The 21,969-nt window shown below is 43.6% G+C and carries 18 protein-coding genes, 1 tRNA gene and 1 pseudogene; 16 read left to right on the top strand and 4 right to left on the bottom strand.

The window, feature by feature from the left end; all coding sequences use genetic code 11:
• Positions 1-8: 8 nt before the first annotated feature.
• Together O9332_RS15105 and ccmP are read right to left on the bottom strand one after the other, a co-directional pair.
• Positions 9-131, bottom strand: a pseudogene (locus O9332_RS15105) (transposase family protein); the annotation flags it as partial.
• A 247-nt stretch (positions 132-378) separates the two neighbouring features.
• Positions 379-1,020 (bottom strand): beta-carboxysome protein CcmP, encoded by a 642-nt coding sequence (gene ccmP / locus O9332_RS15110; RefSeq protein ID WP_004266786.1) that lies wholly within the window; start codon positions 1,018-1,020, stop codon positions 379-381.
• A gap of 290 nt (positions 1,021-1,310) precedes the next feature.
• Between ccmP and O9332_RS15115 the strand changes: the two genes are divergently transcribed.
• From O9332_RS15115 to O9332_RS15190, 16 genes are all read left to right on the top strand, one after another.
• Positions 1,311-2,357 carry a glucokinase gene (locus tag O9332_RS15115; RefSeq protein ID WP_288026238.1) on the top strand — a complete coding sequence of 349 codons (1,047 nt, stop codon included), beginning with the start codon at positions 1,311-1,313 and terminating at the stop codon, positions 2,355-2,357.
• Positions 2,354-3,421 (top strand): acyl-CoA dehydrogenase family protein, encoded by a 1,068-nt coding sequence (locus O9332_RS15120; protein ID WP_288026240.1) that lies wholly within the window; start codon positions 2,354-2,356, stop codon positions 3,419-3,421. Before O9332_RS15115 ends, O9332_RS15120 begins: the two co-directional genes overlap by 4 nt.
• Before the next feature lie 10 nt (positions 3,422-3,431).
• Positions 3,432-3,503, top strand: a tRNA-Gly gene (locus tag O9332_RS15125).
• Between the two features lie 518 nt (positions 3,504-4,021).
• The gene (locus O9332_RS15130) at positions 4,022-5,518 is read left to right on the top strand and encodes a serine/threonine-protein kinase (protein WP_288026242.1); all 1,497 of its coding nucleotides are present in this window, start codon (positions 4,022-4,024) and stop codon (positions 5,516-5,518) included.
• 215 nt (positions 5,519-5,733) lie between these two features.
• Positions 5,734-6,357, top strand: a complete 624-nt coding sequence (locus O9332_RS15135; RefSeq protein ID WP_004266781.1) for a DUF1788 domain-containing protein — start codon at positions 5,734-5,736, stop codon at positions 6,355-6,357.
• Between the two features lie 13 nt (positions 6,358-6,370).
• A complete protein-coding gene (gene brxC / locus O9332_RS15140; protein WP_288026245.1) occupies positions 6,371-9,877 on the top strand; it encodes a BREX system P-loop protein BrxC in 3,507 nt (1,168 codons plus the stop codon).
• 73 nt (positions 9,878-9,950) lie between these two features.
• On the top strand, positions 9,951-11,006 hold the full coding sequence (locus O9332_RS15145) for an AAA family ATPase (RefSeq protein ID WP_004266778.1): 1,056 nt from the start codon (positions 9,951-9,953) through the stop codon (positions 11,004-11,006).
• 5 nt (positions 11,007-11,011) lie between these two features.
• Positions 11,012-11,542 (top strand): hypothetical protein, encoded by a 531-nt coding sequence (locus O9332_RS15150; RefSeq protein ID WP_004266777.1) that lies wholly within the window; start codon positions 11,012-11,014, stop codon positions 11,540-11,542.
• Between the two features lie 774 nt (positions 11,543-12,316).
• Positions 12,317-12,679: an ATP synthase subunit I gene (locus tag O9332_RS15155; RefSeq protein ID WP_002739749.1), complete on the top strand. Its 363-nt coding sequence runs from the start codon at positions 12,317-12,319 to the stop codon at positions 12,677-12,679.
• 58 nt (positions 12,680-12,737) lie between these two features.
• A complete protein-coding gene (gene atpB, locus O9332_RS15160) occupies positions 12,738-13,487 on the top strand; it encodes a F0F1 ATP synthase subunit A (protein ID WP_002739857.1) in 750 nt (249 codons plus the stop codon).
• Positions 13,488-13,717: 230 nt separating this feature from the next.
• Positions 13,718-13,963 carry an ATP synthase F0 subunit C gene (gene atpE / locus O9332_RS15165; protein ID WP_002740068.1) on the top strand — a complete coding sequence of 82 codons (246 nt, stop codon included), beginning with the start codon at positions 13,718-13,720 and terminating at the stop codon, positions 13,961-13,963.
• Between the two features lie 230 nt (positions 13,964-14,193).
• A complete protein-coding gene (locus O9332_RS15170) occupies positions 14,194-14,625 on the top strand; it encodes a F0F1 ATP synthase subunit B' (RefSeq protein WP_002740070.1) in 432 nt (143 codons plus the stop codon).
• Positions 14,626-14,758: 133 nt separating this feature from the next.
• The gene (locus tag O9332_RS15175) at positions 14,759-15,301 is read left to right on the top strand and encodes a F0F1 ATP synthase subunit B (RefSeq protein WP_002763368.1); all 543 of its coding nucleotides are present in this window, start codon (positions 14,759-14,761) and stop codon (positions 15,299-15,301) included.
• Positions 15,302-15,850 carry an ATP synthase F1 subunit delta gene (gene atpH / locus O9332_RS15180; protein WP_002763366.1) on the top strand — a complete coding sequence of 183 codons (549 nt, stop codon included), beginning with the start codon at positions 15,302-15,304 and terminating at the stop codon, positions 15,848-15,850. It abuts the gene before it with no gap.
• Between the two features lie 68 nt (positions 15,851-15,918).
• Positions 15,919-17,427 carry a F0F1 ATP synthase subunit alpha gene (gene atpA, locus O9332_RS15185; protein WP_002763364.1) on the top strand — a complete coding sequence of 503 codons (1,509 nt, stop codon included), beginning with the start codon at positions 15,919-15,921 and terminating at the stop codon, positions 17,425-17,427.
• Between the two features lie 199 nt (positions 17,428-17,626).
• Entirely contained in the window at positions 17,627-18,574 is a 948-nt protein-coding gene (locus O9332_RS15190; protein WP_002763363.1) for a F0F1 ATP synthase subunit gamma, read from the top strand.
• 312 nt (positions 18,575-18,886) lie between these two features.
• Here O9332_RS15190 and O9332_RS15195 read toward each other — a convergent pair whose 3' ends face one another.
• Positions 18,887-19,795, bottom strand: a complete 909-nt coding sequence (locus O9332_RS15195) for a LysM peptidoglycan-binding domain-containing M23 family metallopeptidase (RefSeq protein ID WP_002762002.1) — start codon at positions 19,793-19,795, stop codon at positions 18,887-18,889.
• 19 nt (positions 19,796-19,814) lie between these two features.
• Positions 19,815-21,113: a homoserine dehydrogenase gene (locus O9332_RS15200; RefSeq protein WP_043999341.1), complete on the bottom strand. Its 1,299-nt coding sequence runs from the start codon at positions 21,111-21,113 to the stop codon at positions 19,815-19,817.
• Positions 21,114-21,969 lie beyond the last annotated feature (856 nt).

Below are 21,969 nucleotides of genomic sequence, written 5' to 3' on the forward strand. Positions count from 1 at the left end.
TCTCTCTAACCTGAGTATCCTAGCATTGTTCCCAGTATTATTACTACTAATACTATCCATAAAGGGTGTCTTTTTCCTTTATCTTTCCGAAAGTCCTTGACTTGTTTCAGTTTTTCTATTAAGCTCAACATATATTTAAAAAGTTGGCGGTCACTTCTCATTTTACCAAGACAGTGATCGCTTTTACTTTTGATATTCTGATGGGAGAATGAAACAGCCCTAGGGGTTTGGGGGGTAGAACCCCCCAAAAGCTTGGATTGAGTGATAAAATCGGAAGTAATGCCCAATTTTAGCCGAGAGTTTCCAAGTAAAAATCCCAATTGGTAGATTGACAAAAATGAGATGCACCCTTACCTTCTGCCTTTTGCCTTCATTAGCTTATTCTTTTTTGTCGCTACCGGGAAAAACTCGACCTTGAATATTTTCTAACGCTGAAACTGCCGCTCGGGAACCGGCGATAATATCTCGTTCTTCTCCCCCTAAATATAGGCGGCCAAAACTGCCCACGGAAGTAACGTGTAGGATATTAATTAAAGCAGCTTTTTCGGCCTGATTAGCGGCTAGGGAAGCGTAGGCAGCCGGTTGCACTTCTAAAACGTACAAAGTCTGTCCCGCCATTAACATCATACCCCGAGAACTACGGTTAATTAATTGGGCTTGGTAAGCGTCAATGTTGCGAATAATTTGGCTAGAAACAATTTGCGGTTTCAGACAATCGCGCTGACTAACGCCTAAATACTGCAAAATTGCCTGACCGGCCGCCCTGACCTCTCCCTGACTGCTAGAATGGAGTTCTAAGAGTCCATAGAGTCGTTCTACGAATAGAACCCCCGGACGAACCACGGCGGATTTGAGGGCAATATCGGTGATGCGATTAATCTCGATGCCGGGGGAAATTTCAATCCAGAGGGAAGAATCCCCGGGTAAGGGTAAAAATCCTTGGGCGACTGTACCGATGTAAGCGGCGTGTTGAAGCTGTAAATTGTCAAGATAAACGTAACTGCGAAGTTCTACACCCAAGCTAATTTCTCCCTCTCTGGTCTATCTTAAAAGTTATGGGGACAGTGATAGGTTTTGCCGCCCTATCGATCGCCTTGAGGCTACAGTTAGACCTAAAATGTCTTTAAGTCCCCTTTCTGTCCTCTAGCAAATCCCCATTCCAACCCCGGAGCGATGATTAATCAATCCTTAATTAGGGCTTAGGCATTACCATCTTTCACTATAGTATAGAATTGACTGCCCTTAAATTTGCTGGGGAGAAGCGGTAAAAAAAACTATAATTATGGGGACAAACTCAGGGAAAAACCAGCATGACGATTCTTTTAGGGGGAGATATCGGGGGAACTAAAACAATCCTGCGTTTAGTGGATTGCCAAAACTCATCGGATAGTCCCCAACCCCGGCTAATTACTCTCGATCAAGAAATCTATCCTAGTGAACAATACCCCGATCTGGTGCCGATCGTCCGGCAGTTTTTGGCCCGACAAACCACTATTCCCCCAGTGGCAAAAGCTTGTTTCGGTATTGCAGGTCCAGTGGTTAACAATAGTTCCGAATTGACTAATTTAAGTTGGTCCCTAACTGGCGATCGCCTAAGCCAGGAGCTGCAGATTGAGCGAGTAAAATTAATTAATGATTTTGCGGCGATCGGTTATGGGGTGTTAGGATTAGCCCCAGAGGAGCTGCACAATCTACAGGCGGCCCCGGCAGTACCAGAGGCCCCGATTGCGGTTATTGGTGCAGGAACGGGGTTAGGAGAGGGTTTTTTGATTCCTGTGTCGAAGGGTAAATATCAGGTGTTTGCTAGTGAGGGTTCCCACGCCGATTTTGCCCCTCGATCGAGTTTAGAATATCAACTATTAAATTATCTCTTGGAACTCTATAATATCGAGCGCATTTCGGTGGAGCGAGTGGTTTCCGGCCCTGGAATCACTTCTATCTATCGATTTCTCCACGATAGTAACTATAGTCAGTCCTCGCCGGCCATGGCGGAAATTTACCGCGCTTGGTTAGAAGAAATGGGTAAACCGCAAAAAACCGTCGATTTAGCGGCTAAAATTGCCAGTTTTGCCCAAGATAACTCGGATCATCTTTGTTATCAAACCATGAAAATCTTTGTCGAGGCCTACGGTGCGGAAGCGGGCAATTTAGCCCTCAAGTTGCTTCCCTACGGAGGATTATACATAGCGGGAGGGATTGCGGCCAAAAATCTTCCTCTAATGACCGAGGGTAGCTTTATGAAGGCTTTTCGCGCTAAAGGTCGGATGACGGAGATATTAAGCAATATTCCCGTCCATATCGTCCTTAATACTCAAGTGGGACTAATGGGGGCGGTTTACTGTGCTAGTCAGCTATGAGCGATGGTTTACTGGAGATGGCTAGGGATTATTTTCAGAATAGGATCGCCCCGCAAGCGGCCCGGATCGATCGCGACCCGATCGCCCTACAATCAGCTTTACAGGGTATGGGCGAGCGCTGTTTGTTAGCTTTGCGTGTTCCCAAAGAATGGGGGGGGGCGGGATGGGAGGAACGCACCTATCAACAATTCCAAATCCTCGGCGCTCGTTATTCCGGCGCTTTAACTTTTCTGCAAACCCAACACCAAAGCGCCGCTAATCAATTAGCCACCAGCAGTAACCAAGACCTGAAAAAGCTTTATCTCCCCAAAATGGCCCGGGGCGAAAAGCTAGTGGGGGTGGGGTTTTCGCAACTACGTCGTCCGGGGGAACCGATGATGAAAGCGTTTCCCGTGGCCGGCGGCTATCAACTCTGTGGACAGGTCCCCTGGGTGACGGGATGGGGCTTTTTTGAAGATTTTATCATCGGGGCGACCCTCCCAGACGGGCGATCGCTGTACGGTCTTTTACCGCTGCAGGCTCTCCCCGGTCTGCAATGCAGTCCCCCCATGACATTATTATCGATGAGTGGGACTAATACGGTGAGCATTACCATACAAGACTACTTTTTGTCAAGGGATTTTATTGTTAGTTTACAACCGGCGGCGGCGATCGAGGCCAGCGATCAAAAAAATGTTCTCCATCATGGTTTTCATGCCCTTGGCTGTGCTTGGGCGGGCTTAGATGTTATTTTTGCGGTTTATCGACAAAAAGGGCTAGAAAGCCTAAAAAATGCCCATCAACAGCTAGAAAAAGCCCTACTGTCCTGTCAAGAAAAAATGTTAAATTCCCACCAGGCCAGTTTTGCCGACAAATTGCACTGGCGCGGTCGGGCGATTAATTTGGCTCTACAATGCGCTCAAGGGGCAGTGATTGCCTCCGGTGGGGCGGCGAATATTATTGATCATCCGGCGGGGCGAGTCTATCGGGAAGCTTTACAGTTTAGCGTTTCTGGACAAACCAGCGCGGTGATGGAAAATAGCCTAGGGCAGTTGCTCTGGCTGGGGGGTCAATGCTATGATTAGGGAGACTTTTGCGGGTATAGTTCAGTGGTAGAACGTCACCTTCCCAAGGTGAATGTCGCGCGTTCGAGTCGCGTTACCCGCTTCTGACGACAATTGATTTGACATACCCCACGCCGTAAACGGACGTGGATTCTTCTAGCATCACTGCTGTGAATTTCTGGCTCAACGAGTCCACTTGAATTAGATTCCTGGCGAAATCCTACCCAGAGGTGGTTCTCTCCTCAGACTTTCGCTCCCTTACAGAAGCCTGTTCTCGGGGTCCCCTACGATACAGTTCAAAACCTCTAAAATAATTGGTTTCTTTGGTACTTGGTGCTGAGAATTTTTACCTATAGGAGCATTCCCCTATAGAACCCCATAACTCTAGTTTTCAAGGTGCGTTCATCGGTTGATGACTGGGTTTTTTAAGCGGTTGCTTACCCGGCCGCCTATTCTTAATATCATACATCAGATCAAGTCGCCCTAAAAGGGCGAGGCTTTAAACCCAATTTTTTGGTAATATATCAATTAACTGGCAAGATGGGCTTGGTCAAGTTAACCCCTTTGGCTGTTAACCGTCCCATCAAGCTGATCTAGGGCAAAGATAATGCTATCGCTACCATGAAACTAATTATCGGGGGACGTTACCAAGTTATTAAACCCCTAAGTCAAGGGGCTTTCGGTCAAACTTTTTTAGCCCAAGATAACTATCGCCCCGGCCGTCCTCAATGTGTGGTCAAACAGTTAATCACCCAAGTGGTTAACGAAGTTACTATAGGATTATTTGAGAGTGAGGCCAGAGCTTTGGAAAAACTCGGCCATCACCCTCAAATACCGCAATTTTTCGCCAGTTTTCAGGAAAATAAGTCTTTTTATATCGTTCAAGAATTTATCGATGGTCACGATCTTAGTCAGGAAATCTCTAAGGGTAAGCGTTTAGAAGAGAGTCAGGTAATTCAGTTATTAAAAGATATCTTGGAAGTTCTCGCTTTTGTCCATCAAAATAATATTATTCACCGAGATATCAAACCCCATAATATTATCCGTCGCCAAGAGGGCAAGCTAGTTTTAATCGACTTTGGCGGAGTCAAACAAGTGGGGACTCAATGGCTAAAAGCAAAACAGACCAGTGTGTCCATTGGGATTGGCACCCCTGGTTATATGCCTAGTGAACAGGCGCAAAATAAACCGCGATTGTCTAGCGATGTCTATGCCGTGGGAATCATCGCTATTCAAGCCTTAACCGGTCTCAAACCGACGCAATTGCCCGAAGATGCCGAAACCGGAGAAATCGCTTGGCGCGATCAGGCCGATGTTAGAGATGATCTAGCAGTTATTATCGATAAAATGACCCGTTATGACTGGCGCCAACGCTTTCCCTCGGCAGCAGAAGTTTTAGATGCCATAAAAGAGTTACTGCAATTGCGTCAACAACAAGCTTTAGTGCTGGAAATTTCAGCAGAGGATTTGTTTTATCGCGGTAACGCGCATCTCGATTTGGGGCAGCATCGCGAAGCAGTTCAATTGTATCAGCAGTCCCTGCGGAAAAAGCCCAATTTTGTCAATGCTTGGTATAATCGCGGTCTGGCCTTGCAACGATTAGGGCGTTTTCCTGAAGCTTTAGGGTCTTTTAATCAGGTAATTCAATTAGAGACTAATAATGCTCGGGCTTGGTTTTATCGCGGCATCGCTTTAGCTAATTTACGACAAATCAGTGATGCGATCGCATCTTGGGATAAGGCGATTCAACTGCAGCCAGATTATCTGGAAGCATGGCATTACAAGGGCATGATTTTATGTCGGATGCAACATTATGCGGAAGGTCTAGCGGCTTATAATCAAGCCCTGGCCATTAAATCCGATGCTAATGTCTGGTTTAGCAAAGGTGAAGCTTTACGGGAATTAGAGCGACTCAGTGAAGCGGTCGCCGCTTATAATAAGGCTTTACAGTTACAATCCCAAAAGGCTGAGGCATGGTATCAACGGGGTTGTTGTCTCTACAAGTTAAAATGTTTCTCGGAAGCAGTGGTTTCTTTTAACCAAACCCTACAACTAGAGCCTAGCCATCAATTCGCTCTCCAACAACGGAATTTAGCCCTTAATCACCTGAAATTGTAGGCAGCAAGCCAGGATTTTGGTTCTCTTGGATTTGGTGGGTAAAATTTATTCTAAGATACATTCCTCCTAGCGAGGGGGTGGAAGGAACCACTCCAGACACAGAGGACACAAAGATTGATCGCTTCTATAGTAAGTTAAACTGATCACACAAAGAATAAGAGAGCCGATTTTGACTCTCATTCAGATAAAATGGGCATACTAATATTATTGACAAGATGGGCGAAATTTGGATGTCTTCTCTTGAAACAATAGCAATCAACCAAAGATTTGAATATTTATTATCGGTTCTGTCAGCAGAGCGATTTCTCAAAAAACAGGGAATTGGCAATGAAGTTCCTTTTTTTATCTGTCCTTACCCACCTCAAGACACTGTTGAAATGGAACGTCTGCAAAAGCAACTGGTTAGTCAGTTGCATCAAAAAGGGATTCGCATATTAGAGATCAATCTTTATGAGCTCTGTCTTGACTTATTGAGGGAACGGCAGATATTTGAGCAAATTCTCGATATAGAATCCTCGATATCTAAAGGGGAACTGAAAGAGCTTTTACAAAATGTGTTAGATTCGGAGAGTCATTTAATTCCAGCCCTAGGCGAAAAAATTGCCGAAAATCCGTTTGATATCTTGTTTTTATGGGGCGTTGGTCAAATTTTTCCCTATATTCGTTCCCATAATGTTCTTAATAACCTCCAAACCACGAACAACAACCAACCGACGGTAATGTTTTTTCCGGGGGCCTACACCTATTCCCTAGAGTCGGGAGCCTCTCTCAATTTATTTGGACTCTTAGGAGATGACAAATATTATCGAGCTTTTAACATTTACGAGTACCAAGTTTAAGGGAGAACTAATTATGCAGTTAAGTAGAATTTTTGAGAAACAAGTTAGTCGTCCTATGGAAGGGGTAATCAAAGCGGATGCCAATGATGAGGCGAGTCTGCACGTTGAACTAGAAGAATATGTGCTTACCGGCGAGGTTGAAAAACGCCTAGAGGAGTTTTTGTCAGCTTATAACAATTATACAGGAGTTAATGGGGTTTGGATATCGGGCTTTTTTGGCTCTGGTAAGTCCCATTTATTAAAAATATTGGCCCTGTTGTTAGAGGATCGCTGGCTCGAAAATAGCCAAGCAATTGAAAAATTTTTACCCAAATGTCGGAACAATGAAATTCTTAAAAGAGACTTAAGGAAAGCCGTTGCTATTCCTGCTCAAAGTATTTTATTTAATATCGATCAAAAGGCGGATGTCACCAGTAAAACAGAATTTGATGCTTTATTATCAGTTTTTAGCAAGGTTTTCAATGAAGCGCGGGGTTATTATGGAAAACAGGGCTATATTGCTCAGTTTGAAAAAGAATTAGATGAGCGGGGGTTATATACTGCTTTTAAAACTGAGTATGAATCCGTTGCTGGTAAACCCTGGGAAAGGGGACGGGAACAAGTCATTTTAGAAAGAAAAAATATTGCGATCGCCTATGGAAAAGTGACCGGTGCATCGGTGGAAAATTCCACCAATATTCTCGATTTATATCGTCAGGATTATAAACTTTCCATTGATGATTTTTCCCAAGAGGTAAAAGCATTTATTGAACAGAAACCCTCTAATTTTAGACTAAACTTTTTTGTGGATGAGGTGGGACAATACATTGCGGATAATGTTAAATTAATGACCAATTTACAAACCATTGCCGAGAGTTTAGCCACAAAATGTCAGGGACGTTCTTGGGTGATTGTCACCGCTCAGGAAGACATGGAAACGGTATTAGGAGAAATGGGAAATCATCGAACTAAGGATTTTTCTAAAATTCAAGATCGTTTTGCTAATCGCATGAAATTAACCAGCCGGGATGTGGCGGAAGTTATTCAGAAACGTCTGCTGACAAAAAATGAGGATGGTGTTAGAATACTCGGGCAGATTTATGAGCAACAACGGCATAATTTACCCACCTTATTTCGCTTTTCCGATGGCTCAAGGGATTTCCGTAAGTTTAAAAATAGAAACCATTTTATTGATTGTTATCCTTTTATTCCCTATCAGTTTACCCTTTTCCAGTCTGCTATTAGAGGATTATCTATACATAGTGCTTTTGAAGGAAAACATAGTTCGGTAGGGGAACGCTCAATGTTGGCGGTTTTCCGTAAGGTGGTAATAGCAATTGAGGGGCAAGAAATTGGTCATCTAGCTACATTTGATTTAATGTTTCAAGGAATTAGATCGACGTTGAAATCTAATATTCAGAGTGGTATTACTTTAGCGGAAGATAATCTTAATAATCCTTTTGCCGTGCGTCTTCTCAAGGCATTATTTCTAGTTAAATATGTAGAGGGATTTAAGGCTAATTTACAGAATTTATCTATCCTGATGTTAGAGGAATTTGAACAGGATATTTCCCACCTACAAAATCGAGTTCAGGAAGGGTTAAACCTGCTTGAACATCAAACCTACATTCAGAGAACGGGGGACTTGTATGAGTATTTAACGGACAAGGAAAAAGACATTGAGCAGGAGATTAAAAATACAGAATTAGAAGATAATAGTATTTTAGATGCCTTAAATAATTTAATTTTTGAGGAGATTCTCAAAACCGCAAAAATTCGCAATCAAGAGGGGACACAAGATTATCAATTCTCCCGTAAGATTGATGGAATACTTTATAAACGAGAATACGAGTTAAGTATTCAAATCATCACTCCTTTTTTCTGGCAACATGAGCAAGAAAAAGCCCTACAGATGGAGAATATGGGACGGGATGAGTTATTAGTTATTATCCCTTCTAATCAGCCTTTAATGAAAGATTTAACCATGTATAAAAGAACAGAAAAGTATGTTCAACAGAATATATCTGTCACTCATCAGGAAGAAGTTAAAAGTATTTTGAATCAAAAAAATCAAAGCAATCAACAAAATTACGAAAAGATTAAAAACAGTCTGAAAAGTTTATTAGGACAGGCTAAGTTATTTGTATCGGGAAGGGAGTTAGAGATTGGCAGTAGTGATGCTCAAAGTAGAATTATTTTAGGGTTTCAGAAATTAATTGCCGAGGTGTATCATAACTTTCAAATGTTAGGGGGAGTGACTTATAAAGTCGAACAATTTAAGCACTTTTTAGAACCGTCTCAAGAGGGTTTATTTAGTAATGATCTCAAGGATTTAAGTGAACCAGAAAAAGAGGTTTTTAACTTTACTCAAAAGGATAAAGAAAAGGGGTTAAGGACATCTATGAAGTCTCTAACCGATAATTTTCAACGTAAACCCTATGGGTGGAGTGAGGGGGCGATTTTATGTATGGTTGCCAAACTGTGCGCCAGAGGTAAGCTAAAAGTGGAAAGAGAGGGCAATTTGTTGGAAGGAGGGGCATTAGTTGAGGCTATTTGTAAGTCCCGTAATTATAGTAATATTTTACTACAGCCACAACAGAAATTTACCTCTTCACAGGTACGAAAACTTAAGGATTTTTATGAGGAATTTTTTGCTCAACCCTGTGGAGATAATGAACCTAAAGCTATTTATCAGAAAACGCAAGCAGCATTTAAGGAACTCAGCCAATTGATTCGAGAAACACTCTCAGAAATGGATAAATATCCTTTTTTATCGGCTTTAGAACCGGCTCGACAAACCCTGAATGATGTATGTAATCAGCCTTATGATTGGTATCTTACCGATTTAACCGAACGAGAGGATGAGTTATTAGATCTTAAAGAGAATGTAATAGAGCCGATTCTGAGTTTTATGCAGGGGGAACAAAAACGGATTTATGATCGGGCTAAACTGTTATTAGAGACTCAAAAGCCCAATTTTAGTTATATCAACAGCGATAATCTATCTCAACTGAGAACAGTTCTCACGGATACCCAATGCTTTAAAGGAAGCCGGATGCAGCAGGTAAAGGGGTTAATAGAGTCGGTAGAGGCAGAAATTTCTAGCGAAGTTACCAAGGAAGTGGAACAAGCACAGGAAGAAATCGGGTTGTTACAAGAGCGAATGGGTAAAATGGCCGAGTTTTCCCAACTTTCTCCGGTGCAACAGCAGGAAATTCTGAAATCTTTTCAGGATTGTTGTGATTCTATTGCTCAAGAAGATTTGATTGCTATGATTCGCAGTACCCGTCAGAAGTTTGAAACGGATACCTATCCTCGGTTACTCTCAAAAATGACTAAGTTGACGGGGGTTGATGGGGTTTCTTCCCAGGCAACCCGTCGGGTTAAGGAGTCAGAAACTCAATATATACCCAGTCAGACAATTAAGATTAATTTTGGCAAGGCATGGCTGGCAGATGAGGCGGATGTGGAGGAGTATCTCTCGGCAATGCGTGAGGCTTTAATAGCAGAAATTAAGGAAGGTAAACGGATTCAAATTTGAGAAGTGGGGTGTGGGGTGTGGGAACTATTTACCACGATATAGAGATTACCGATTTCTTGATTGAGATGAAAAGATGATTACATCATTAGAACTGAGAAATTTTACAGCTTTTCGACGTTTAAAAATTGATTTTTCTCCGAAGATTAACGTCATTATTGGAGAAAATGGGACGGGAAAAACTCATTTGTTAAAAGTTGCTTATGCCCTTAGTTCTGGGTATAAACTGTTTAAACAGCCATCGGAGATGGAGGAGTCTGATTTAAGGGATTTTTTAACCGAGCGGTTAATTCGTCTTTTTCTTCCTTTAAATAATAAATTAGGAAAACTTTATCACACGGGAGCAGAAGAAAGGGCAGAATGTACTATTAACTTTTCCCTAGAGCAAACGCTGAAAATTAGTTTTTCTAAGAGTTCCCAATCTGTGCATATTATCGAGAATAAAAATTATGAGCAATACCAACAAACTCCAGTTTTTATTCCTGCTCAAGAATCTTTATCTTTTATGGAGGGAATGCTTAGTCTCTACGATAGGTATCAAATGAATTTTGATGAAACCTATCGAGATCTATGGTCACTGCTAGATTTACCTGTTATCCGGTCTGAAAATCTTCAGGAAAAATCTAAATGGGCGATGGAAGAAATTAAAAATATTTGTGGGGGAAAATTTATCTTTTATGGAGGAGGTAGGGTAAATTTTAAAGTCAAAAATATAGAATATTCTGTTAATGCAATCGCTGAAGGTTTTCGCAAGATGGGAGTATTATCTAGGTTATTAGAAACGGGTGCAATTCAACCGGGGATGAGTGGGACATTATTCTGGGATGAACCGGAAGGAAATATTAACCCTAAATTAATGAGGCTATTGGTAGAAATTTTACTAGAATTATCTCGTAATGGTCAACAAGTTATAGTGGCTACTCATGATTATGTTTTTTTAAAATGGTTTGATTTACTAATTGATGAAAAGAAAGATGATAAGATTACTTATCATAGTCTTTATCGGGATCAGGAAAATAATCAATTAAGGGTTAATAGCACCCATGAATATCTAGAAATTTACCCGAACCGAATTTCAGATACTTATACGGATTTAACCAATGAACAACTTAAACAATATTTAAGGAGCTAAATTAAATGGGATTAACGTTAACAGAAGGTGATCTAAGTATAGAGTTTACAGACGCATTAAATGGTTTCGTGTTTGACCAAATGGATGCCAATCTACCCAATTATCATGGTATTGGTCAAATGGGTCGAGTGGATTTCATCGTTGAGATTGAGGAAACATTAATTTTTATTGAGATAAAAGATCCCAGTAATCCTAATGCTCAAACAAAAGGAAAAGAAAAGTTTTTGAAACAGCTAGAAAAAGGGGAATTAGCCGATACATTTGCTCAAAAATTTATAGATTCTTTTATTTATCGTTGGGCTGAGAATGAAGTTAACAAACCAATTCGTTATATTTGCTTAGTCACTTTAGACCAAGCTCTACTAATTAATTTGACAGATAAAATTAAGGAAAAATTACCCCCAATGGGGAGAGAAACTCCTCGATGGAAGCGAAAGTTCTATGAAATTTGCTTAGTTCTTAATATTGAAAGTTGGAATCAACTATTTGCTCCATGGCCAGTTAAACGAATTAGTTCCGAACTATCCGATATATGAACTTATCTCCTGATGCTATACCTTTAATTGGGTCTTGTTTACGCCCTCGGTTTAAAAGTTCTTGATACCAAGGCAATTGTTCTAAAACAGCTATTAATGGGGGTAAAAGGCAGTAGAGAGTTAAGAGATTGATTAAAAACCTATTCCACTGACACTTACCAAAGATTGATAACATGATAATCTTGTTGAACTTGCAAACCTCGAAAATGAGACAGGTGTTCCCATAAATTAAGTTAGAACCGTTGTTAATATCTTTTTAGGATAAGATTGTCTTAAGTACCTAAGCAAAATTCATTACACATCTAAGCCACTACTCCGTCAGACTTCTGGTGTGAGGAAACAGTGAACTGAAAACTCAAATCCGATCCCTGATAGCTGTCTCGGAGTCTCGGAGTCTCGGAGTCTCGGAGTCTCGACTAGGAAATTAATTTTGCACGACTACTTATCGCAGTGATCTTAATAGTGAGGTAGGAAGTCTCTGGTTTTAGGGAACAGGCAAGAGGGGGCGCCGGAGTTGGGGAAGTGGGGAGAAAGGAGCAGGGGAGGGGGAGAGAAAAAAGCTGACGGCTGCGAGCGGGGGGAATCAAGACAATTTACAATTGCTTAATAATTGTTGCCACTGCCGTGATAATATGTCTTGTGGCTTACCTGAGCGTCATAGCTGGGAAAGCAATCCAGATATTGAGATTAGTCTATCGCTGATTTAGGTGTACCTTGTCTGACCCATCGATCGAATCTCCCCCAACCCCAGAAACCAACCCGTCGTCAGATCCGATGCGGGAATACTATCAACTACAAAACACCCTATTGATCACCACCCTGATCTTAAGCGGTCTGATCTTTATACCCGTGTGGCTGTTTTATTCCCTCAATACTGCCCTTAATTACCTATTAGGGGCAATGGTGGGAGTTGTTTACCTAAAACTCCTAGCCGGGGAAGTGGAAAAATTGGGGGTAACGAAAAATCGGGTAGGCAAAAAAGGATTAGCCCTATTCGCTGGATTAATCATCATCGCCAGTCGTTGGCAAGAACTGCACATAGTGCCAGTTTTTTTGGGTTTTTTGACCTATAAAGGCGCAATCATCGTCTATACCCTGCAAACCATCTTCAAGCTGGAGCAGAAAGCCGATTCCTAAACCCTTTAACCGTTCAAAATAACCCTGAGTTGCGAACCTGAATCTCCCCAAGGTGGAAATGTTAGACAGTTTAAGTGTGCTTAATTTTTATAGTCTCGCTTCCCTGGAAGTGGGACAACACTGGTACTGGCACATCGGCGGACTAAAAATTCACGGGCAAGTGATCGCGGTCTCCTGGATCGTCTTCGCTATCTTAATCATCGCCTCGATCGCCGCTACCCGCAAGATCCAGAAAGTCCCTAGCGGTATTCAAAACCTCATGGAGTACGTTCTGGAATTTCTGCGCGATTTAGCCAAAAACCAGCTAGGAGAAAAGGAATATCGACCCTGGTTGCCCTTCATCGGCACCCTATTTTTATTTATTTTCGTTTCTAACTGGTTAGGGGCCTTGATTCCTTGGAAGTTAATCGAACTGCCCGAAGGAGAATTAGCCGCCCCCACTAACGACATCAATACCACGGTGGCGTTAGCCCTACTGACTTCCCTCGCTTACTTCTACGCAGGCATCAGTAAAAAAGGACTCGGTTACTTCGCTCACTACCTAGAGCCGATTCCCGTGCTATTACCGATCAAAATTTTAGAAGACTTTACCAAACCCCTCTCCCTCAGCTTCCGTCTTTTCGGAAACATCCTTGCAGACGAGTTGGTAGTAGCCGTATTGGTCTTCCTTGTCCCCCTAGTCGTACCCCTACCCCTGATGGCTCTCGGTTTATTTACCAGCGCTATTCAGGCCCTTGTCTTCGCCACCCTTGCCGGGGCCTATATCCATGAGGCCCTGGAATCGGAACACGAAGAAGAACACGCTTAAAAGCGAGGGACGAAAAAAGAAAAATTTCTTAGGAAAAAGTGTCCAAATAATAGGATAATAACTAAGAAATTATTGGTCGAATTCAGGATGAGCAACTGAATTCCCAGATCGTTCTTTCCCAAAAACTCTTTCGGGAGTTTTGAGCAGAAAACCAGCCATTTTTTACGGCTGAGAACGCGCTCTGTAAACAACAGATTGAAATTGATTAGTAAATAGAGGAAAAAATCACCATGAACCCCACAGTAGCTGCCGCTTCCGTTATCGCCGCCGCCCTCGCCGTTGGTTTAGCCGCTATCGGCCCCGGTGTTGGTCAAGGTACCGCTTCTGGAGAAGCTGTTTCCGGTATCGCCCGTCAACCCGAAGCTGAAGGAAGAATTCGTGGTACCCTTCTCCTCAGCTTGGCATTCATGGAATCCTTAACCATCTACGGCTTGGTTATCGCTCTCGTTTTACTGTTCGCTAACCCCTTCGCCTAATTAAAAAAGCAGTGGGCTATCAGCCCCCAGTCCTCAGCTTGGCAGCGGAGTTTTCAAAACTCTCAAAAAACGCCAAAGCAGCCAACTAAAAAATCTGGTTTTGGGGACGGAAGGCTGATAGCTAGTTAAGGGAATTTTAGTGATTCCCCCTGACTGTTTATTGTTAAAGCAGGGGGATCATCTTCCTTTTTTGAACCTGTCTATAGCTTCTATTTATCAGGAATAAATCAATGTTTGATTTCGATGCCACCCTGCCAGTGATGGCACTACAGTTTATTCTTTTGGCAGTGATCCTGAACGCCGTTTTTTATAAACCCCTCAGTAAAGTTTTAGATGAACGGGCGGAGTATATTCGGCAAACTGAAGGCGGAGCCAAAGAACAACTAGCCAAAACCGAAGCACTGGTACAAGAGTACGAATTGCAATTAACTTCGGCTCGTAAACAATCCCAAGAGATTATCGCCCAAGCGCAGGCCGAGGCCCAAAAACTAGCCAGCGAACGAGTTGCCGCAGCCCAAAAAGAAGCGATCGCCCGTAAGGAAGCCGTCGCCGCCGAAATTGCCCAACAGAAAGAAGAAGCCTTTCGTTCTCTAGAAGGACAAGTGGCCTCTCTTTCCCGTCAAATTCTCGAAAAACTCCTCGGCCCCGAACTCGTTCGCTAAACCCCAGCCATTGGTTAATAACAGTGATCAGTAAAAAGATAGAACTCAGTCGTCAGGAGTTAGAAGACTGATAACTTACCTCTGATAACTGATAACTGATAACTGAATAACCTACTCCCCGCCCTCAATAATCATGATCATCGACACAGTTTTATTATTAGCCACGGAGGCGAAGGAAGCGGCAGCAGAAGGATTCGGCATCAACACCGATATCCTAGGAACTAACCTATTTAACCTCTCGATTCTGCTCGGTTTAATCATCTTCTACGGCCGCAAAGTTCTCGGACAAATCCTCGGAGAACGTCAGTCGAAGATTGCGGAAGCTTTAGCCGAAGCTGAAAACCGGAAAAATATTGCCGCTAACGCCCTCGCCGAAGAACAGAAAAAACTCGCCCTAGCAAAACAAGAGGCGGGACAAATTATCAATAATGCTCGAGATAGAGCTAAAACTGTCACCGCCGACATCGCCGCCCAAGCCGAACTCGATATTCAAAGAATGCGCGAAAGTGCCGCTAAAGATCTCTCGGCGGAACAGGATCGCGTTTTAGTAGAATTACGCCAAAGAATTACCGCTTTAGCCTTAGCTAATGTGGAATCCCAATTAAGCGCCGGCCTGGAAGAATCGGTACAACAAACCCTAATTGATCGCAGTTTGGCCAACCTAGGAGGTAAATAGATGCAGGGAAGTTTAATCAGTTCAGAAATCGCCGAACCCTACGCCCAAGCATTACTTTCCGTCGCCCAAAGCAGCGGACAATTAGAAGCGATTGGCGGCGAAATTAAATCCCTCTTAGAATTGTTGGAAAATGCTCCCGATCTAAGAGCTTTTATTGGCAATCCCGTCATCAAAGAAGAAGCTAAAAAAGCCGTTCTTTCCCAAGTAATGGGGAGCAGCGCCAATCCCTATTTAACTAACTTCATGATGTTATTGGTCGATAAACGTCGGATTCAATTTTTAGAACCCGTTTGTCAACAATATCTCACCCTGGCCAGAGTGCTGACTAACACCGTTTTAGCGGAAGTTTCCTCGGCCACCGAATTGAACGATAGCCAAAAACAAATCGTCATCGACAAAGTGAAAACCCTCACCGGGGCGAACGTGGTCGAACTGAAAACCAAAGTTGATGGCAGCCTGATCGGTGGTGTGGTGATCAAAGTCGGTTCTCAGGTCTTTGATGCCAGCATTCGCGGTCAACTACAACGCCTCAGCCTCTCCCTGCGCTAAGGTCATCTAATCTCTCTTTTTTGCCGTTTTTTCACCTTCTAATTTTTTACTTTTTCCCAGATTAAACTATGGTAGCTATCAGACCCGACGAAATTAGCACGATTATTCGTCAACAGATCGAATCCTATAACCAAGAAGTACAGGTCTCCAACGTGGGAACCGTCCTGCAAGTGGGTGACGGTACTGCCCGCATCTACGGCCTACAACAAGCCATGTCGGGAGAACTATTAGAATTTGAAGATGGAACCGTCGGCATCGCCCTTAACCTCGAAGAAGATAACGTCGGTGCAGTGTTAATGGGTGACGGTTTCGGGATTAAAGAAGGCGGTACGGTGAAAGCTACCGGTAAAATCGCTCAGGTTCCCGTGGGTGAAGCCTTAGTCGGCCGCGTGGTTGATGCTCTCGGTCGTCCCATCGACGGTAAAGGGGACATCCTCGCCAGCGAAACCCGTCTGGTGGAATCCCCCGCCCCCGGTATTGTCGCTCGCAAATCCGTCTGTGAACCGATGCAAACCGGCATTACCGCTATCGATGCCATGATTCCCGTCGGTCGTGGTCAACGGGAGTTAATTATCGGTGACAGAAAAACCGGTAAAACAGCGATCGCCATTGACACGATCATTAACCAGAAAAGCGAAGACGTGATCTGTGTCTATGTCGCCATCGGTCAAAAAGCCTCCACCGTCGCCCAAGTAATCGACACCCTCACCCAAAGAGGCGCTATGGATTACACCGTGGTGGTGGCCGCTAACGCTAACGACCCCGCCACCCTCCAGTATATCGCCCCCTACACCGGAGCTTCGATCGCCGAATACTTCATGTATAAAGGCAAAGCGACCCTAGTTATCTACGATGACCTCACCAAACAGGCTCAAGCTTATCGTCAGCTATCCCTGCTCATGCGTCGTCCTCCCGGTCGGGAAGCTTACCCCGGCGACGTTTTCTATCTCCACTCCCGTTTACTAGAGCGCGCCGCTAAACTCAGCGATGCCCTCGGTGGTGGCAGCATGACCGCCCTGCCGATTATCGAAACCCAAGCCGGTGACGTTTCTGCCTACATTCCCACCAATGTAATTTCGATTACTGACGGTCAGATCTTCCTCTCCACCGACCTCTTTAACGCTGGTTTCCGTCCCGCTATTAACGCTGGTATTTCCGTATCCCGCGTGGGTTCGGCGGCCCAAACTAAAGCGATGAAGAAAGTTGCCGGTAAATTAAAACTCGAATTAGCCCAGTTTGACGAATTAGAAGCTTTTGCTCAATTCGCTTCTGACCTTGATGCGGCCACCCAAGCACAACTCGCTCGCGGTCAACGTCTGCGTCAAATCCTCAAACAGCCCCAAAACTTCCCCCTCGCCGTTTGGGAACAGGTGGCGGTGGTTTATGCCGGTTTAAACGGTTATCTCGACGATATCGCCACCGATAAAGTTATCGATTTCTGCACCGGTTTACGGGAATACCTGAAAACCAGCAAACCTCGCTACGTTGAGATCGTCAGCACTGAAAAACAACTCAACGACGAAGCGGAAGGCCTGCTCAAAGATGGCATCAATGAGTACAAACAGGCTTTTAAATAATCTCGGTAATCAGTAAATAAATGTTGGTAATGGGGGTTAGGTTTTGGGGGATGGGGTGTTGAGGTTTTGGGGTTTTGGGGTATGAGTTGAAATTTCTCTATCTCCCCATTTCCCTGTTTCCCCACCTCTCCATTCCCTCCTAAACCCCGACTCTTGACTGATAACTGATAACTGATAACTGATAACTGATAACTGAATTATGCCTAATCTCAAAGCGATTCGCGACCAAATTCAATCGGTCAAAAATACCAAAAAAATTACCGAGGCCATGCGTCTGGTGGCGGCCGCAAAAGTGCGCCGCGCCCAAGAACAAGTTCTCTGTACCCGTCCTTTTGCCGATGCCCTCGCTCAGGTCCTTTATAATCTCCAAGGTCGTTTAGCCTTTAGTGATGTTAATTTACCCCTACTGGCCCAACGGGAAGTAAAAACCGTGGCTCTGTTGGTAGTGACAGGCGATCGAGGTCTTTGTGGCGGTTATAATACTAACGTCATCCGTCGTGCCGAACAACGGATGAATGAATTAAAAGAGCAAGGGATTAAGTATCAATTGGTGGTTGCCGGCCGGAAAGCGGCACAATATTTCGAGCGCCGGAATGCTCCCATTGCCGCTAAATTTATCAACCTCGAACAGATTCCCACTGCCGATGAAGCTGGCACTATTGGGGATGAATTACTTTCCTTATTTTTATCGGAAACTGTTGATCGCGTCGAGTTAATTTATACTCGTTTTATCTCCCTGATCAGTGCCACTCCGGTGATTCAAACCCTGTTACCTTTAACTACCCAAGGTTTAGCGGTACAGGATGACGAGATTTTCCGTTTGGTGACTAAAGAAGGAAAATTTAAGGTACAACGGGAAAAAATGGCCAGCCAACCGGCGCAGGTTTTTCCCCAAGACATGATTTTTGAGCAGAATCCCGTCCAAATCCTCGATTCTCTCCTACCTTTGTACTTAAATAACCAATTACTGCGCGCTCTCCAGGAATCGGCAGCGAGTGAATTAGCAGCCCGGATGACGGCGATGAGCAACGCCAGCGAGAACGCCAGCGAGTTAATCGGGACTTTAAGCCGTACCTACAACAAGGCGCGTCAAGCCGCTATTACCCAAGAATTGCTAGAAGTAGTAGCGGGAGCCAACGCTCTCTAGGTTTAAGCCATTTTTTCTTCTGATTATCAGTAGGAGTGATTATTTTCACTCCTTTTTTTATATAGGGTCTGCTGAAAAAGTTTTTCCTGGGGGTAGGAGTCAGGAGTCAGTAGCCGGTCGTTTCGGGCTTTGTTGCCCTTGGTTTTTGTACCAAGCTATGTACTACAAGAAGGATAATGCAAGGTTTTTGAAAGTCCCAATCCTATTTTCGCCGCATGAACATCGGACTTTAACAGGTCAAAAGCCTTATTGTAAAAGGGTTTTACCATTATTCAGCAAGCCCTAAATAAATCAATAATCCCACTTAACCGTTTACTTTTGACTTGATTGCGGGCCGATTTGGGGCAAATGCAAAGCGGGATCCTGCGCTGTCCAACCGACGGGAGTATCTAAGCGCACCTCAAAATGAAGATGGGGGGGAATAATATCCGGTTGTCCCGTGGTGCCAACCGCACCGATAACGTCTCCTGCTCGTACCCGTTGGTCAATTCTCACTGTAACCCTGCTTAAATGGGCATAACGGGTCTGCCGGCGACCTAAATGATTAATTACTACCAAATTACCATAAGCTCCCTCCTGACCCACATAAATCACTAGACCATCCTCGGCAGCTAAAACATTTGTACCAACATTTGCGAGAAGATCAATACCACTATGAAAGAGATTTTTCTGTTCCGTGGGGCTTTTTTGCCAACCGTAGGCTAATCCGACAGTGCTGGCTAAGGGTAAGGGATAAGAACTTAATCCAGTATAATCCGAGCGCTTGCCCGTGGCGGACCAATTGGTGCCGGGGATAAAAACTATTGTCGGCCGACGACCACAACCGTTAAGCTCAAAGAGGATATCGGCACGAATACCATAGGCAGCTTCTAAATCGCGCCAAGTGGAACCCTTGGGTGCTTCGATGCGAATGCCGTTCATCGGGGGAATAAAGATTTCTTTCCCCACGGGGGCCGAACCATTTTTGAGAATAGTCGGATTGAGTTTAATTATCGTTGCCGGGATAAGAGCGTATTTTTCGGCGATGGAGGGGATCGTTTCTCCCGCTTGGATTTTATGGCGTTGTAACCTTGATAAAATCGGTAGGGGACAAACATTATCAGACCCTTGGGCAAAAATTAATTTTTGATTTAAGCCCAAAAAACCTAGACAAAATAACAAAATTGTGCTAGTTAAACTTAGCCAACTTTTCTCACTTCTGATTCTCCGACCCATGACCATAAAAAAGCGATCTCTATAATTACAAAACCCGGAGAATACTAGGAATACTGTCAATAGCTTCTAAAGACTCTATTGCCGCTAAAGCGTTGCGGAAATTGCCCTCGCGCACATCGTGGGTGACAACGACAATTTCGGCTAAATCACCCCTAATACCAATTTGTACCACGGATTCTAGACTAACCCCCTGGTCGCCGAAAGCCATACCTAAATGACCGATTACCCCCGGCACATCGCGACAGAGAAAACGGGCATAAAAACGGGTCGATAACGACTCCATCGGGGCGATTTGACAATAATGCTGGTGAATACAGCTTAAAAGCGGGTCAAGTTCCTTGGTTTTGCCACTACTTTTTAAAATTCCGACGATATTCATCACATCCGATACTACCGCGCTGGCCGTCGGTCCGCTACCGGCACCGGGTCCATAAAACATCACTTGGCCCAAGGGTTCCCCCTCGACGAGAATAGCGTTATAGACCCCGTTAGCATTAGCGAGGGGATGGGTTTTCGGTACTAGGGTCGGATGAACCCGCAACTCTAGGGTATCGGAATCTTCCTTAACCGTATCTTTCGCGATCGCTAATAATTTAATCACAAATCCCAGTCTATCAGCGTAGGCGATATCGACGGCGCTAACTTGCCGGATACCTTCACAGTAAACATCTTCCCGTTTTACCCGACCTCCAAAACCCAAAGAAGCTAAAATGGCAATTTTATCGGCCGCGTCGAATCCATCCACGTCCGCAGTCGGATCCGCTTCTGCATAGCCTAATTCCTGAGCTTTGGCCAGCACTTCGCTAAAATCTGCCCCTTTTTGGCTCATTTCCGTGAGAATATAGTTAGTTGTGCCGTTGACAATTCCCATGATGCTGCTGATGCGATTAGCGCCGAGGGATTGTTTTAAGGGTTTAATGACGGGAATGCCACCACCCACGGCCGCTTCTAGGAGGACATAAACCCCTTTTTCACTGGCCTTGGCGTAGATTTCATCGCCAAAACGGGCAATAACCGCCTTATTTGCCGTAACAACGTGCTTCCCCGATGCGATTGCTTGGAGAATTAAAGAGCGTGCCGGTTCCAAACCCCCCAATAATTCGACAATAATATCAATTTCGGGGTCAGTAACGATCGATTCTAGGTCAGTGGTCAACAGCTGGGGAGAAAGCTCGATTTCTCTCGGTTTATCTAGGGATCTAACTCCCACTCGTCCAATGGTAATCTCTTTGAGTACGGGATGACGACCAAAAGGATCGAGGAGGATTTTCGCTGTTCCCGTCCCCACAACCCCGAAACCGAGTAAACCAATCTTAAAGGTCACGCTTTTATCTCCTGCTAGTCCGACGCAAAAAATACTAATGGCCAAGCCGTCGCCATTGTCGATTTTATCATTACAGGGTCTTTGTCTGTGGGGTTTTCTTTTGCTGGCGTTCAGGGCCTGATGATGATAAATATTCAGTATTTTTGTATTTAAATCAAGCAAATCTCGATCAAGTTTAAACGCTTATCCTGTAATTGTTATTGATTTTATTGACCGATATAGATATTCGGCAATGTCAGTAACATTTTTGATCATAACTCTAATTTATGATTACAATAATTCCCTATCTAGTTGATATTTTTGAACAAATCAATCGACTCTCTCTGAGCAAAGAGCTATGTTAGCATTATTAGTTAGGGTAATTTGACTCAACTGCACGATCAACTAAGCTATCCAGCCCCAATTACCATACCAAAGAAATAGAATGGATAAAAAATAGGTAAACAAGAATCACAGAAATCCATAAAAATAACAATTTTTTCGGCTCCAATATCCAAGAATAATAAATATTGGAAATATTGTCATCATATACCTCATCATTGATTGTGTTGTTCCTGTACTTAAAGGTAAAAAAATGCTCAGGAAGGCAAAAATTAACAGGGAAATATTGAGAGGCTTTTTAACGATAGAGAATAGCAAAATACCTAAAAAAGAGAAGCTAAAAAAAGTATTTAATAATCTAACTACATTATTGGCATCTTTGGGAAACATAATAAGACCTCTTGCATAATTTTTTTATGGTATAATATAAGCTTTTGCTTTTTTCTCAATTCTTAGATTGAAGTGGAAAAAAGAATAAAATGTGATCTTAGGTCAGGAAATCATCTATAATTTTGCTATGTTTATTAGCAAAATT

Source organism: Microcystis sp. LE19-10.1B (genome assembly GCF_027530565.1).
Lineage (GTDB): Bacteria > Cyanobacteriota > Cyanobacteriia > Cyanobacteriales > Microcystaceae > Microcystis > Microcystis aeruginosa.

Excerpts from the sequence above, each read along its gene's own strand:
- O9332_RS15190 (WP_002763363.1), top strand. The coding sequence starts at position 17,627 with ATGCCTAATCTCAAAGCGATTCGCGACCAAATTCAATCGGTCAAAAAT.
- atpA (WP_002763364.1), top strand. The coding sequence starts at position 15,919 with ATGGTAGCTATCAGACCCGACGAAATTAGCACGATTATTCGTCAACAG.
- O9332_RS15175 (WP_002763368.1), top strand. The coding sequence starts at position 14,759 with ATGATCATCGACACAGTTTTATTATTAGCCACGGAGGCGAAGGAAGCG.
- atpB (WP_002739857.1), top strand. The coding sequence starts at position 12,738 with ATGTTAGACAGTTTAAGTGTGCTTAATTTTTATAGTCTCGCTTCCCTG.
- brxC (WP_288026245.1), top strand. The coding sequence starts at position 6,371 with ATGCAGTTAAGTAGAATTTTTGAGAAACAAGTTAGTCGTCCTATGGAA.
- O9332_RS15155 (WP_002739749.1), top strand. The coding sequence starts at position 12,317 with ATGCGGGAATACTATCAACTACAAAACACCCTATTGATCACCACCCTG.
- O9332_RS15145 (WP_004266778.1), top strand. The coding sequence starts at position 9,951 with ATGATTACATCATTAGAACTGAGAAATTTTACAGCTTTTCGACGTTTA.
- O9332_RS15115 (WP_288026238.1), top strand. The coding sequence starts at position 1,311 with ATGACGATTCTTTTAGGGGGAGATATCGGGGGAACTAAAACAATCCTG.
- O9332_RS15120 (WP_288026240.1), top strand. The coding sequence starts at position 2,354 with ATGAGCGATGGTTTACTGGAGATGGCTAGGGATTATTTTCAGAATAGG.
- atpE (WP_002740068.1), top strand. The coding sequence starts at position 13,718 with ATGAACCCCACAGTAGCTGCCGCTTCCGTTATCGCCGCCGCCCTCGCC.
- O9332_RS15130 (WP_288026242.1), top strand. The coding sequence starts at position 4,022 with ATGAAACTAATTATCGGGGGACGTTACCAAGTTATTAAACCCCTAAGT.
- atpH (WP_002763366.1), top strand. The coding sequence starts at position 15,302 with ATGCAGGGAAGTTTAATCAGTTCAGAAATCGCCGAACCCTACGCCCAA.
- O9332_RS15170 (WP_002740070.1), top strand. The coding sequence starts at position 14,194 with ATGTTTGATTTCGATGCCACCCTGCCAGTGATGGCACTACAGTTTATT.
- O9332_RS15150 (WP_004266777.1), top strand. The coding sequence starts at position 11,012 with ATGGGATTAACGTTAACAGAAGGTGATCTAAGTATAGAGTTTACAGAC.
- O9332_RS15135 (WP_004266781.1), top strand. The coding sequence starts at position 5,734 with ATGGGCGAAATTTGGATGTCTTCTCTTGAAACAATAGCAATCAACCAA.
- O9332_RS15195 (WP_002762002.1), bottom strand. The coding sequence starts at position 19,795 with ATGGTCATGGGTCGGAGAATCAGAAGTGAGAAAAGTTGGCTAAGTTTA.